Origin of the sequence: Peribacillus sp. NPDC006672 (genome assembly GCF_050274955.1) — a bacterium.
Lineage (GTDB): Bacteria > Bacillota > Bacilli > Bacillales > DSM-1321 > Peribacillus.
Map to the genome: position 1 here is coordinate 102,684 of NZ_JBNNOR010000003.1, position 14,040 is coordinate 116,723.

The window sequence follows — 14,040 nt, forward strand, 5'->3', positions numbered from 1 at the left end:
AGGGGGCATGATTAAGTTGGGAAAGAAAACGTTCATAGTGTTTGTTTTCCTTTTTATATGTATTTATTCAAATGAAAAGGGTTTGGCGTCCGTTACTCTGCCGCCTTTACCAAAAATATCTGAATCTAAGGAAGTAACGGTAGTTGTCACTTTGGATAGGGAACTTCAGCAAAAAAAGATTAATAAACTGATTGAAAAATATCCATCCCTTCAATTACGGAATGTTTATTCGGTTGCCCTGAATGGTTTTTCCTTACAGGGGAAAGTGAATGAAATAGAACAACTCAAAAAGGAGAATAAAATTCAGACTGTAACGGAAGTATCCATGTATCATGCCGTGTTGGATAAAAGTGTGCCATACATAGGAGGAGGCAGGGCGAGGGGGTTCTTCGATAAGGAGAATCATCGAATCACCGGGAAAGGGGTAAAAGTAGGGATTATCGATACTGGAATTGATTATACACACCCAGATTTAGACCGTGCTTACAAAGGAGGGAAGGATTTAGTTGATGGTGATGAGGATCCGATGGAAACCAAAAATCAAGGCGATCTGGATACATTACATGGGACTCATGTGGCAGGTATCATAGCGGCCAATGGAAAAATGAAAGGAGTCGCACCAGAAGCGGAGATTTATGCATATCGGGCTTTGGGGCCAGGTGGTGCAGGAGATACAGAGCAAGTCTTGACTGCTATTGAGTCGGCCGTGAAGGATAATGTGGATGTATTAAACCTCTCTCTTGGAAATAATGTCAATGGCCCTGATTTACCTATTTCTCTTGCTTTGAATAAGGTTGTGGAAAGCGGAATCGTTGCCGTGACATCAAACGGGAATTCCGGTCCCGCTGTTTGGACCGTCGGATCACCCGGAACAGCAGAAAAAGCGATTTCCGTTGGGGCATCGACTCCTCCCTTAAAGGTTCCATATATGGTTTACGGGCTTGGCTCGAAAAAGTATCAATCTCATTTAACCTTGTTTCAAGGCTCCAAAAAGTGGAGCATGACATTTTCTGAGGATGTCATATATGGGGGTCTGGGTAATGAAAAGGACCTGAAACATGTTCAGGATAAGATTGTGTTGTTGGAGCGAGGCACACTTACTTTCCAGCAAAAAGTATCCAATGCTGAGAAGGCAGGTGCAAAAGGGGTAATTGTTTATAATAATACGAGCGGGACCTTTACTGGAACCTTGGAAAAAGAAATGAACATCCCAGCTGCTTCTATTAATAGAAGAGATGGATTGCAACTAAAGCAAATCATGGAGCAAGATCACGGCAAAACCGTTCAATTTGTTTATAAGAACGAGCAGGATAAGCTCGCTGATTTTAGCTCCAGGGGACCGGTAACCGTATCATGGGGAATAAAGCCTGACGTATTGGCACCAGGAGTGGCAATTGAAAGCACCATTCCTAAAGGATATATGTCCCTGGATGGAACAAGTATGTCCGCACCGCATGTTGCAGGAGCGTGCGCTTTAATCCTGCAAAAACACCCGGAATGGACCCCTGATCAAGTGAAATCTGCATTGATGAGTACTTCCAAGCCATTGAGGAAATCTGGAAAACAATTGTATCACACATATGAACAGGGGGCAGGACGCATTCAGATTGACGAAGCTTTAAAAGTCGACACGCTCTTGAGTCCAAGCTCGTTGTCATTCGGGATGTATACAAAAAAAGATGGAATTGAAGAGCATCATGAAACGATAGTCATTGAAAATACCGGAAAGAAAATGAGGAAGTACTCTTTTATGGTCCCATTGAAAGAGACGGGACTCACTTGGGAATTGCCAAAATCCCTTACTTTGAATCCGAAGGAAAAGAAAACGATTACAGTGGGACTACAGGTCAACCCAGCCAAGCTAAGAAAGGGAGTCTTTGATGGATACCTCATTATAATGGAAGGAACCAAAAGAATATCCCTTCCTTATTTATATGTAAAAGAAGAGCCTGATTACCCAAGGATAATGGGATTTGATTTTGGCCAAGGGGACCAGAAAGGAACATATCGATACGAAATGTACCTTCCACGCGGGGCTGAAGAATTCGGTATTGCCCTATATGAGGAAGATAGCTTGAAATTCGCTGGATATTTGGATTGGTCCAGATCGGCCCCTTCCGGTTTGATCAAAAAAGATGTATTGAAAAAGAATTTGCCATCTAAAGGAGTGTATAAAGCGATAATCTTTGCGAGAAAGGGTGGAAGGGAAGATCGGATAGAAAAGACGTTACTTATTGAGTGAACAAAGTGTGATAAGTAAAATAAAACGCTTGTCAATAGTATAAAAAAGAAAATTTGTGAACAATTCGTTAATAATTACAAACCTGTGACAAATTTCACTAACCACTCATTGACAATGATTCTTGCCTATTGTATGCTAACAAAGGATGTAAAATGAGAGGGTTTTCAGTAGCCCAGCATGCATATTTTTACAGCATGAAATGTTTTCTATCCTCCACCCAAAATCAACCGCGAGGATGCAACTTGCGTCAAAATAATTGCCGTTTAAAATGGCTATGAATTTGATGTCAACGATTCTTTCTCAAATAGTCGGATCAGTTTTGAACGGTATCTTCTTATAAGAAAGATGACTTGTCAGGACTTAATATTCGAACCGCTGCTATTAGTAATTGGCCTTCTTTGTGGACTTGCTAAGTTTACAAGCAATGCTTCATTCAGTACGAAAATATTTCTCAGGAGATTAAATGAAAAATGCCAGAAATGAAAATCATGTTCAACAGGCAGATTAAATATATAATTTTTCTTCTGGCGGTTTATGTTGTTGGATGGGGACTTACGAGTTATCAAGCCGTTTTTGCTGGGCTTATACTGGGTACGAGTTTGAGTTTATACAATTTATGGCTGATCAATCAGAAAATGAAAAAATTCAGTCAGGCGCTCGATGAAGGAAAGAAAACGAAATCTCTTGGGACGATGACACGAATGGCATCCGCAGGACTAGCGGTACTCATTGCATTGGAATTTCCGGAGCATTTTCATCTGATAAGTGTTGTATGGGGATTAATGACAGCTTATATTGTCATTTTTATAGATTTTTTCATCCAATTAATACGTCGATAGCGGGGAAGAGAGGTGAATATAGTTGAATCATGGAGCACCCTTACACGATTTTATGGGTCTTACCTTTAACTTGAGTAACGTCCTAATGATTACGGTTGCCAGTCTAGTTGTGTTCATACTTGCTGTGCTTGGTACACGTAAGCTTGCAATGAAGCCAACCGGCATGCAGAATTTCATGGAATGGATTATGGATTTCGTTAAAGGTATTATTAATAGTAACATGGACTGGAGAACAGGTGGTCAGTTTCAACTGCTTGGTATGACTTTGCTAATGTACATTTTTGTGTCCAATATGCTAGGTCTTCCGTTTGCAATTAGTTACAATGGAGTGCTTTGGTGGAAATCACCAACAGCCGACCCAGTTATCACATTGACTCTTGCAGTCATGGTTTTAGGTTTAACGCATTATTATGCTATAAAAATGAAAGGCGCCAAGGGTTACTTTAAAGCTTATAAAAACCCAATGACACTTGTAGAGGAATTTACAAACTCCTTGACACTTGGTCTGCGTCTATATGGTAATATTTATGCTGGTGAAGTTTTGCTGGGTCTACTAGCAGGATCTCTAGCATTTAGTGGTGGAGCTCTCGGATTTATTGGTGCAATTGTGCCTACATTAGTATGGCAAGGCTATAGTATTTTCGTCGGCAGTATCCAAGCGTTTATCTTTGTCACGTTAACAATGGTTTATCTGTCTCATAAAGTCAGTGACGACCATTAATTATAAGTTCATTTAGAACTAAAAAAATAATAAATTTTGATACAATCTAAGGAGGATATTTATAATGACAGGTTCAGTAGGTCTTCTTGCAGCAGCAATTGCAATTGGTTTAGCAGCACTAGGTGCAGGTATTGGTAATGGTCTTATCGTTTCAAGAACAGTAGAAGGTATCGCTCGTCAACCAGAAGCTCGCGGTATGCTTCAAACAACAATGTTCATCGGGGTAGGTTTAGTTGAAGCGATGCCTATCATCGCGGTAGTAATTGCGTTTATGGTATATGGTGGTTAATAGAACCTTTAAAAAGTTCAAAAATGGCGAAGTTCGTTCCATGTGAACCTTCGCCTTTCCTTTATGCCCACAATCCTGTTTTAATACAGTTTAAGAGCATAATTTTCTAAAAGTTCATATAAATGAACGCTTTAAGAAGTGAAACTCGTGAAGGGAGTGAACCAAGCGTGTTAACAAGCAGCTTTGTACTTGGGTCAGCTGTCAACGGCTTTAATGGCGGAGACATATTATACCAATTAGGAATGTTTATCGTTTTGTTATTCTTGCTGAAGAAATTTGCATGGGGTCCTCTAATGGGCATCATGACTCAACGTGAAGAACATGTTGCAAATGAAATTCAAGCAGCGGAAGCTAGCAGACAAGAAGCACTTAAATATTTAGAAGAACAACGTGAAATCGTAAAACAATCTCGTACTGAAGCGGGACAACTTATAGAAAACGCGAAACTTCAAGGTGAAGCACAGCGTGAAGAAATCGTGAATCAAGCACGTCTTGAATCTGAACGTGTCAAAGAATCAGCGAAGCGTGAAATTGTACAGGAAAAAGAAAAAGCTATTACAGCATTACGTGAGCAAGTGGCATCTTTATCCGTACTTATTGCTTCTAAAGTAATAGAAAAAGAACTATCCGAAGCAGATCAAGAGCAATTGATTAATGACTATATTCAAGAGGTAGGAGAAGGGAAATGAGCGATATAACAGTAGCTAAGCGTTATGCCGTTGCCCTTTTCCAAATTGCGAAAGAGCAAAATCTCATTAACCAACTTGAAGAAGAGCTTCGCATAGTGAATGAAGTTTTTACAAATGATAATGAGCTATTAAGCTTCCTGGCTCATCCTAAAATGACTAAAGATGCAAAAGGCGCATTGATTGCAAATGCATTTGCAAGCCTTTCTTCTTCCGTTCAAAACACTGTGAAGTTAATGGTGGAGCGTCATCGTACAGATGAAGTGACTGCTATGGCTCAAGAGTTTATTGAACTTGCGAATGAAGAAAATTCAGTAGCCGATGCAACGGTCTATACAGTTCGTCCATTGACTGAAACGGAAGTGGAAGCTGTGTCTTCAGCTTTTGCTGCCAAAATCGGCAAAAGAAATTTACGCATTACTAATATTACGGATAGCAATATCCTTGGCGGCATCAAACTACAAATCGGTAACCGCATTTATGACGGTACGATTAGCGGTAAGTTAGATCGCCTTAGCAAACAACTATTAGGTTAATATTCACAGATAGGGGTGAAATTCATGAGCATCAAAGCTGAAGAAATCAGTGCGCTGATTAAAAAGCAGATTGAAAACTATCAGTCGGAAATTAAAGTAAGCGATGTAGGTACAGTTATCACTGTTGGTGATGGTATCGCTCGCGTTCATGGTTTAGATAATGCAATGTCTGGGGAGCTCTTAGAATTTTCCAATGGTTCAATGGGTTTAGCACAAAACCTTGAGCAAAATAACGTAGGTGTTGTTATTCTTGGACCTTTCAGAGACATTCAAGAAGGCAGTGAAGTACGCCGTACTGGCCGTATCATGGAAGTGCCAGTTGGAGAAGAATTAATCGGACGTGTTGTGAATCCGCTTGGACAGCCATTAGATGGTCTTGGCCCAATCGCTACAACAAAAACTCGTCCAATCGAAAGCCCTGCTACAGGTGTTATGGACCGTAAATCTGTTCATGAACCATTACAAACAGGGATTAAAGCTATCGATGCTCTAGTACCAATCGGACGTGGACAACGTGAGTTAATCATTGGTGACCGTCAAACTGGTAAAACATCAGTTGCGATCGATACAATCCTTAACCAAGCTGACCAAAACATGATCTGTATTTATGTTGCTATTGGACAAAAAGAATCAACAGTTCGTGGAACAGTTGAAACACTACGTAAAAATGGTGCATTAGATTATACAATCGTTGTATCTGCATCAGCTTCTCAACCAGCACCACTTTTATACCTAGCTCCATATGCTGGTGTGACTATGGGTGAAGAGTTTATGTTCGCTGGCAAGCATGTTTTAGTGGTTTATGATGATCTTTCTAAACAAGCATCAGCATACCGTGAACTTTCCTTGCTGCTTCGTCGTCCTCCAGGTCGTGAAGCATTCCCAGGGGATGTATTCTACTTGCACTCCCGCTTACTTGAGCGTGCAGCGAAATTGAATGACACTTTAGGTGCCGGTTCAATCACTGCACTTCCATTTGTTGAAACACAAGCAGGCGATATCTCTGCTTACATTCCAACAAACGTTATTTCCATCACTGATGGACAAATCTTCTTACAATCTGATTTGTTCTTCTCAGGTGTACGTCCTGCGATTAACGCTGGTCTTTCCGTATCCCGTGTTGGTGGATCTGCACAAATTAAAGCGATGAAAAAAGTTGCTGGTACATTACGTCTAGACTTAGCTTCTTATCGTGAATTGGAAGCATTCTCTCAATTCGGTTCTGATCTTGATGCTGCTACACAAGCAAAACTTAACCGTGGTGCTCGTACAGTTGAAGTTCTTAAGCAAGATCTAAACAAACCAATTAAAGTTGAAAAACAAGTCATGATTTTCTATGCATTAACTAAAGGTCATTTAGATGATATTCCAGTATCGGATATCCTTCGTTTTGAAGAAGAATACTATGTGTTCCTAGATCGTTCTCATCCAGAATTATTAGATCACATTCGCACAACTAAAGGTCTTCCTGAAGACGCTGCTATCGTTGCTGCAATTAACGAGTTCAAAAAGAACTTCGTTATTTCTGAATAATAAGGTCTAACTAATTTATAAAGGGTGGTGAGAATGAATGGCCTCTTTACGCGATATTAAGTCTCGGATTACTTCAACGAAAAAGACGAGTCAAATTACAAAAGCGATGCAGATGGTATCTGCTTCTAAAATGAACCGTGCAGAAGCGAATGCTAAAGCATATGTTCCTTATATGGAAAAAATTCAAGAAGTAGTATCAAGTATTGCGAACGGAAGCACGGATGCATCTCATCCAATGCTTATCTCGCGTCCAGTAAAGAAAACCGGTTACCTGGTAATCACATCGGACCGCGGATTGGCAGGAGCCTACAACAGTAGTATCCTTCGCCACGTTCATAAAACTATTCTTGAACGCCATAAATCCAATGATGAGTTCGTCATTATCGCAATCGGAAGGGTTGGCCGTGATTTCTTTGTCAGCCGTAATATGCACGTAGAGCTTGAAGTAATTGGTGTTCCTGATCAGCCGTCTTTCGCTGACATTAGCTCCCTTGCTAAATCAACAGTGAATTTGTATCTAAACGAACTGTGTGATGAGCTTTATATGTACTATAACCATTATGTCAGCCCAATCCAGCAGGATGTGACGGAAAAGCAAGTCCTTCCGTTAGCTGACTTTAATACTTCCAATGCAACATTGACTTCTTATGAATTTGAACCGAATGCAGAAGAAATTCTTGAGGTATTACTACCTCAGTATGCAGAAAGTTTAATTTATGGTGCTTTGTTAGATGGTAAAGCAAGTGAGCACTCTGCACGTATGACTGCAATGAAAAGTGCAACCGATAATGCAAAAGAATTGATTGACTCACTTTCATTACAATATAACCGTGCACGTCAGGCAGCAATTACTCAAGAAATTACAGAGATTGTCGGCGGTGCAGCAGCTTTAGAATAAAATCTTTAAAGGGACGGTCGGCCCGGACGAAGCTTGGCCGTTCCATAAACTTGATAGTCGTTATAAGCAACGTTAGGAGGGAAAACGATGAATATAGGACGCGTTACTCAAGTTATGGGTCCGGTTGTTGACGTGAAATTCGAAGACGGGCAACTTCCTAAGATCTATAACGCGTTAAGAATCGAAAATACAGCGTCTGGTACAGGACTAACTCTTGAAGTAGCCCTTCAACTAGGTGATAATACAGTTCGTACTGTAGCAATGTCTTCCACGGATGGTTTAACTCGTGGTGCAGAGACTGTTGATACAGGATCTCCAATTTCCGTTCCTGTAGGTGAAGTAACTCTAGGTCGCGTTTTCAACGTATTAGGGGAAAACATTGACCTATTTGAACCACTTACAGCAGAAGTACGTCGTGATCCAATTCACAGACAAGCACCAACTTTTGAGAACTTATCAACAACAGTTGAAATTCTTGAAACGGGTATTAAAGTAGTAGATTTACTTGCACCTTACATTAAAGGTGGTAAAATCGGTCTCTTCGGTGGTGCCGGTGTTGGTAAAACTGTACTTATCCAAGAACTTATTAATAACATCGCACAAGAGCACGGCGGTATCTCAGTATTCGCTGGTGTAGGTGAGCGTACTCGTGAAGGTAATGACCTATTCTACGAGATGACTGATTCTGGTGTTATTAAGAAAACAGCGATGGTATTCGGACAAATGAACGAGCCGCCAGGTGCACGTATGCGTGTAGCCCTAAGTGGTTTGACAATGGCTGAATATTTCCGTGACGAACAAGGACAAGACGTTCTTTTCTTCATCGATAACATCTTCCGTTTCACTCAAGCAGGTTCAGAGGTTTCTGCCCTTCTAGGCCGTATGCCTTCAGCGGTAGGTTACCAACCAACCCTTGCTACAGAAATGGGTCAATTACAAGAACGTATCACATCAACTAATAAAGGTTCTGTTACATCTATTCAAGCGATCTATGTACCTGCCGATGACTATACGGATCCGGCTCCAGCTACAACTTTCGCTCACTTAGATGCAACAACTAACCTTGAGCGTAAACTTTCTGAAATGGGGATCTACCCAGCAGTTGATCCATTGGCGTCTTCTTCCCGTGCTCTTAGCCCAGAAGTCGTTGGAGCTGAACACTATAAAGTGGCTCGTCAAGTTCAATCAACTTTACAGAAGTATAAAGAACTTCAAGATATTATTGCGATCTTGGGTATGGACGAGTTAAGCGAAGACGAAAAAGTAATCGTGGCCCGTGCTCGTAGAATTCAAAACTTCTTGTCACAAAACTTCCACGTGGCTGAACAATTTACTGGTCAAAAAGGTTCTTATGTACCAGTTAAAGAAACAGTCCAAGGATTCAAAGATATCCTAGCTGGAAAATATGACGAACTTCCTGAAGATGCTTTCCGTCTAGTTGGCCGCATCGAAGAAGTTATTGCTAAAGCAAAAGAAATGGCTTAATTAAAGGGACCTAGGAGGGAATGAAATGAAGACCATTAAAGTCAATGTTGTTACTCCCGATGGCCCAGTATATGATGCAGAAGTTGAAATGGTAAGCACTAAAGCTAAAAGCGGTGAGCTGGGAATTATGGCTGGACACGTTCCAACTGTAGCCCCTCTTACCATCGGTGCTGTCCGTCTTAAAAATGGAAGCAACACAGACTATGTAGCTGTAAACGGTGGCTTCTTAGAAGTTCGCCCTGATGTGGTAACCATTTTAGCTCAATCTGCTGAAAGAGCTGAAACTATCGATCTTGCACGCGCTCAAGCAGCAAAAGCACGTGCGGAACAAAGATTGCAGAACAATGATGGATCAAATGATACAAAAAGAGCTGATTTAGCGCTTAAACGTGCCATTAACCGGATCCAAATTGCAGAAATGCGATAACTTTAAATGATGAAAACACCTGATCGAACCATTCGTGGTAAAATCAGGTGTTTTTTTATTTACCAAAATGGTTTTGAGGATTTTTGTCATTGAACGTCGTAATTAGGATAAAACTGTAGAACATTCGTCAAAAAAATCGGATTATGAGGTATAGTATTTACCATATTAATCCTCACACTCGTCGACATCCGATTGTCTTGATGATATAATGTATACGCTTACAATGATTGCATCATACCCCTCCTTGTCACTTTGCTTCTAAAAGAATGTTACCCTGCATAATATTTAAAAACGGTATCCAATAAAAAAGAAGACAAGCAAATTTTTAATGCGCATTTAACATGATTTATCCATAAAGGGAGATGAACATGGGACAGCTGCATATTTACCAAAATAATTATTTAATTGTATTTATTTTTCTTTGTCTTGGGATTCTATTACCTGTAATCGCATTATTTCTTGGTAGACTGCTAAGACCTTATAAACCCACAGCTATGAAGTATACGACTTATGAAAGTGGAATCGAGCCTTTTCAGGATTCAAGGGTTCAATTCAATGTAAGGTATTATCTATTCGGATTGATGTTCGTCATATTTGACGTAGAAACGGTTTTTCTCTATCCATGGGCGGTTGCCTACGATGAACTCGGGCTGTTTGCACTGATTGAAATGCTATTTTTTGTCCTTGTCCTTATGCTAGGGCTAATCTACGCTTGGAAAAAGAAGGTGTTAAAGTGGAATTGAAGTTAGACGAACTTACCATTAAAGAAATGGAAGAAATGCGTCATAGTATTTTTTTATCCACACTTGAACAAATAAAGGGATGGGCTAGAAGTAACTCACTTTGGCCAATGACTTTTGGTTTAGCTTGCTGTGCAATTGAAATGATGGGTGTAGGTTCCTCTCATTATGATTTGGACCGTTTTGGTTCATTTTTTCGGACATCACCCAGACAATCGGATGTCATGATTGTCTCAGGAACGGTAACGAAAAAAATGGCTCCAATAATAAGTAGATTATACGACCAAATGCCAGAACCGAAATGGGTCATTGCAATGGGATCCTGTGCAACTGCGGGAGGGCCTTATGTGCACTCATACTCTGTGGTCAAAGGAGTAGATCAAATTGTACCTGTTGATGTATATATACCGGGGTGTCCCCCAAACCCAGCTGCACTTATTTATGGAATCAATAAATTAAAAGAAAAAATCCGTTACGAAGCCAAAACCGGAAAGCGGGTGATATAGATGAGTGAGAAGGAAGACTTAGTGAAACAAAAGGCGGCGGCAGCGGCCAAGGCGAAGGCTGCAGCGTTGGCTCGGAAAAAGGCGAAAGCTGAAAGTGCAGAAAACCCTGAAGGTGAAACGGATATAGCGAAGCAAAAGGCAGCGGCAGGAGCCAAGGCAAAGGCTGCAGCGTTGGCCCGAAAACAGGCGAAAGAGGAAGCGGCAGAAAATCCTGAAGGCGAAACGGATATAGCGAAGCAAAAGGCAGCGGCAGCGGCCAAGGCAAAGGCTGCAGCAGCGGCTCGGAAAAAGGCGAAAGCTGAAAGTGCGGAAAATCCTGAAGGCGAAACGGATATAACGAAGCAAAAGGCGGCGGCAGCGGCCAAGGCGAAGGCTGCAGCATTGGCTCGGAAAAAGGAATCAAGGGATAATGATGATGATTTTGAAAACTCGAAGGCAAAGGCTATTGCAGCTGCCAAAGCGAAAGCCGCTGCGGCTGCGAAGACCAGGACCACTGTAAAGGAAAGCACGGAAGATAACACCCCAGACGAACCTTCCCCAAATCAGGCCAAACTTGATCGAATTGTTCATGCAATTGAAAGGCATGTAGGACAAGAGGCATTAATAGACCACTATATTAATAGACTATCAAAAGATGTACCCACTTTAGTGGCTAATCCGGATACATATTTCTCAATAGCAAAATTTCTGCGAAATGATGAGCAGTTTAACTTTTCGTATTTATCGGAACTTCATGGTACGGATTTTGAATCCCATATGGAAATCTATGTGCATTTACATTCATTCAATATGGACCAATCAGTTGCCTTAAAGGTGAAGTTGGATAGGGATTCTCCCATTATTCCATCATTGGCTCCATTATGGTCAGGAGCAAATTGGCCGGAATGTGAGGCGTATGATTTATTAGGTATTAATTTTCAGGAACACCCTGATTTAAAGCGGATTTTACTTGGTGATGATTGGAAAGGGTATCCCCTTAGAAAAGATTATCAGCCTTATGATGTGGAGGTGTAAGCCCAATGTTAAGGACGGAAGAAATGCTTCTCAATGTCGGGCCGCAGCATCCGAGTACACATGGTGTTTTTAGGCTTGTCATCAAGATTGACGGTGAAATAATAAAAGAGGCAACCCCTGTCATTGGGTATCTGCATCGGGGTACGGAGAAACTAGCGGAAAATCTGCAATATACACAAATAATTCCATATACCGACCGACTCGATTATCTAGCCGCAATGACAAATAATTATGTGCTTTGCCATGCTGTTGAAACAATGATGGGAGTGGATATCCCCGAAAGGGCAGAATATTTGCGTGTTATCGCAATGGAATTGGGAAGAGTTGCAAGCCACCTTGTCTGGTGGGGTACATACCTGCTTGATATAGGTGCAACGAGTCCTTTCTTATACGCTTTTCGAGAACGTGAAATGATTGTTAACTTATTGACTGAATTGTCAGGGGCACGCCTCACATTCAATTATATGCGTGTTGGAGGTGTGAAATGGGATGCTCCTGAAGACTGGATTGTGAAGGTGGCCGAGTTTGTACCTTATATGAGGGAGCAGCTTATCGGTTACCATGAGCTTGTAACAGGGAATGAAATCTTTGTGAATCGAGTTAAAGGGGTGGGCATCTATACAAAAGAAGAAGCGCTGCAGTATTCGCTTAGCGGTGCTAACTTAAGGTGTACGGGTGTGAAATGGGATTTGCGAAAGAATGAACCATATTCCATTTACGACAGGTTCACCTTTGATGTTCCTACACGGGAAGAGGGTGATGCCTTTTCACGCTATCACTGTAGAATGGAAGAAATCGAAGAATCACTGAAAATCATTGAGCAGGCGGTTGAGCAATTTCCAGAAGGGCCGGTCCTTGCTAAGGTCCCGAAAATAATAAAGGTTCCTAAGGGTGAAGCGTTTGTCCGAATTGAATCACCAAGAGGGGAGATCGGCTGTTATATCGCGAGTGAAGGCAAAAAGGAGCCATATCGTTTGAAATTTCGAAGACCTTCATTTTATAATCTGCAAATTCTTCCGAAATTATTGGAAGGGGAAAATATGGCGAACTTGATAACGATATTAGGGGCTATCGATATCGTTTTAGGGGAGGTGGATGGATAAATGATCAAGGATTTGCTCCACTCCGCTCCAAGCCTACTGAATTTTGGCATATTTTTTGGTTTGGCAGTCCTGCTGTTATTCGTTGTATTAGGGTTTGTAACATATGGAATCCTATCAGAGCGGAAAATCATGGGGTTCATGCAGCTGCGTGTCGGCCCCAACCAAATTGGGGGTAAATGGGGTCTCTTGCAGACCGTTGCAGATGTTTTGAAACTTCTGATCAAGGAAGATACTATACCAAAAAAAGCCGATAAGCCGCTATATATATTAGCTCCAGTGATAGCTTTTGCTCCGGCTTTCATGGTCCTGGCCACCTTGCCGTTCACCGATGCCTTCCAATTTGCTGATATAGGTGTCGGGCTGCTTTATTATATGGCCATTTCCGGCATATCGACAATCGGCATCGTCACTGCGGGTTGGGCATCCAATAATAAATATTCTTTGATTGGCGGAATGAGGGCAGCCGCTCAAATGATATCTTATGAGATTCCGTTGGTGATGTCGTTAGTGGGAATAGTCCTCTTAACAGGTAGTTTAAACTTGAATGAAATAGTCGCAGCCCAGGAGAAGGTTTGGTTCATTTTTCTTCAGCCGATTGCGTTTATCGTGTTTTTTATTGCATCGGTTGCCGAGTTGAACAGGGTTCCTTTTGACCTTCCAGAAGCGGAGTCCGAGCTTGTTGCAGGCTATCATGTTGAATACTCTGGATTTCGCTGGGCCTTCTTTATGTTATCCGAATATGTGTATATGTTTGCAATGGCTACGCTAACCACTGTATTATTTTTAGGGGGATGGAATTCTATTCCGTTTTTGGATTTTATTCCGGCGGCCATCTGGTTCGGTCTGAAGTTTAGTGCTGTTTTCTATGTATTGGTCTGGATCCGTGTAACTTTTCCTCGTATAAGGGCAGATCAATTGATGGAATTCGGATGGAAAGTGCTGCTTCCGGTTGCATTAGCAAATATATTTTTGACGGCAATTATAAAAGAATTAATTAACCTTTTTTAAAAACTTGAGCTGG

At 41.3% G+C, this 14,040-nt stretch carries 15 protein-coding genes; all 15 read left to right on the forward strand.

The annotated features are described in order from the left end of the window. Window positions 1–16: 16 nt before the first annotated feature. The 15 genes from ACQKKK_RS06415 to nuoH all read left to right on the forward strand — a co-directional run bounded on the left by ACQKKK_RS06415 (window position 17) and on the right by nuoH (window position 14,027). Window positions 17–2,242, forward strand: a complete 2,226-nt coding sequence (locus tag ACQKKK_RS06415) for a S8 family serine peptidase (RefSeq protein ID WP_427614954.1) — start codon at window positions 17–19, stop codon at window positions 2,240–2,242. 470 nt (window positions 2,243–2,712) lie between these two features. After that, on the forward strand, window positions 2,713–3,081 hold the full coding sequence (locus ACQKKK_RS06420; RefSeq protein ID WP_427614956.1) for an ATP synthase subunit I: 369 nt from the start codon (window positions 2,713–2,715) through the stop codon (window positions 3,079–3,081). Between the two features lie 22 nt (window positions 3,082–3,103). After that, the gene (gene atpB, locus ACQKKK_RS06425; RefSeq protein WP_427614957.1) at window positions 3,104–3,802 is read left to right on the forward strand and encodes a F0F1 ATP synthase subunit A; all 699 of its coding nucleotides are present in this window, start codon (window positions 3,104–3,106) and stop codon (window positions 3,800–3,802) included. Between the two features lie 64 nt (window positions 3,803–3,866). Then, window positions 3,867–4,091, forward strand: a complete 225-nt coding sequence (atpE, locus tag ACQKKK_RS06430) for a F0F1 ATP synthase subunit C (protein WP_048685857.1) — start codon at window positions 3,867–3,869, stop codon at window positions 4,089–4,091. Window positions 4,092–4,258: 167 nt separating this feature from the next. Continuing rightward, the gene (gene atpF, locus ACQKKK_RS06435) at window positions 4,259–4,780 is read left to right on the forward strand and encodes a F0F1 ATP synthase subunit B (protein ID WP_427615296.1); all 522 of its coding nucleotides are present in this window, start codon (window positions 4,259–4,261) and stop codon (window positions 4,778–4,780) included. Next, a complete protein-coding gene (locus tag ACQKKK_RS06440) occupies window positions 4,777–5,313 on the forward strand; it encodes a F0F1 ATP synthase subunit delta (protein WP_427614958.1) in 537 nt (178 codons plus the stop codon). Before atpF ends, ACQKKK_RS06440 begins: the two co-directional genes overlap by 4 nt. 24 nt (window positions 5,314–5,337) lie before the next feature. Continuing rightward, entirely contained in the window at window positions 5,338–6,846 is a 1,509-nt protein-coding gene (gene atpA / locus ACQKKK_RS06445) for a F0F1 ATP synthase subunit alpha (protein ID WP_053348485.1), read from the forward strand. A 37-nt stretch (window positions 6,847–6,883) separates the two neighbouring features. Next, the gene (locus ACQKKK_RS06450; RefSeq protein ID WP_427614960.1) at window positions 6,884–7,744 is read left to right on the forward strand and encodes a F0F1 ATP synthase subunit gamma; all 861 of its coding nucleotides are present in this window, start codon (window positions 6,884–6,886) and stop codon (window positions 7,742–7,744) included. 87 nt (window positions 7,745–7,831) lie between these two features. After that, a complete protein-coding gene (atpD, locus tag ACQKKK_RS06455) occupies window positions 7,832–9,229 on the forward strand; it encodes a F0F1 ATP synthase subunit beta (RefSeq protein WP_427614962.1) in 1,398 nt (465 codons plus the stop codon). A 25-nt stretch (window positions 9,230–9,254) separates the two neighbouring features. Further along, window positions 9,255–9,656 (forward strand): F0F1 ATP synthase subunit epsilon, encoded by a 402-nt coding sequence (locus ACQKKK_RS06460; protein ID WP_427614964.1) that lies wholly within the window; start codon window positions 9,255–9,257, stop codon window positions 9,654–9,656. Window positions 9,657–10,024: 368 nt separating this feature from the next. Next, the gene (locus ACQKKK_RS06465; protein WP_427614966.1) at window positions 10,025–10,399 is read left to right on the forward strand and encodes an NADH-quinone oxidoreductase subunit A; all 375 of its coding nucleotides are present in this window, start codon (window positions 10,025–10,027) and stop codon (window positions 10,397–10,399) included. Between the two features lie 26 nt (window positions 10,400–10,425). Beyond that, entirely contained in the window at window positions 10,426–10,902 is a 477-nt protein-coding gene (locus ACQKKK_RS06470; RefSeq protein WP_427615298.1) for a NuoB/complex I 20 kDa subunit family protein, read from the forward strand. Then, on the forward strand, window positions 10,903–11,916 hold the full coding sequence (locus tag ACQKKK_RS06475; RefSeq protein ID WP_427614967.1) for an NADH-quinone oxidoreductase subunit C: 1,014 nt from the start codon (window positions 10,903–10,905) through the stop codon (window positions 11,914–11,916). A 5-nt stretch (window positions 11,917–11,921) separates the two neighbouring features. Continuing rightward, window positions 11,922–13,019, forward strand: a complete 1,098-nt coding sequence (locus tag ACQKKK_RS06480) for an NADH-quinone oxidoreductase subunit D (RefSeq protein WP_427614969.1) — start codon at window positions 11,922–11,924, stop codon at window positions 13,017–13,019. Continuing rightward, window positions 13,020–14,027, forward strand: coding sequence for an NADH-quinone oxidoreductase subunit NuoH (nuoH, locus tag ACQKKK_RS06485; RefSeq protein WP_427614971.1), 1,008 nt, complete (start codon window positions 13,020–13,022; stop codon window positions 14,025–14,027). Window positions 14,028–14,040 lie beyond the last annotated feature (13 nt).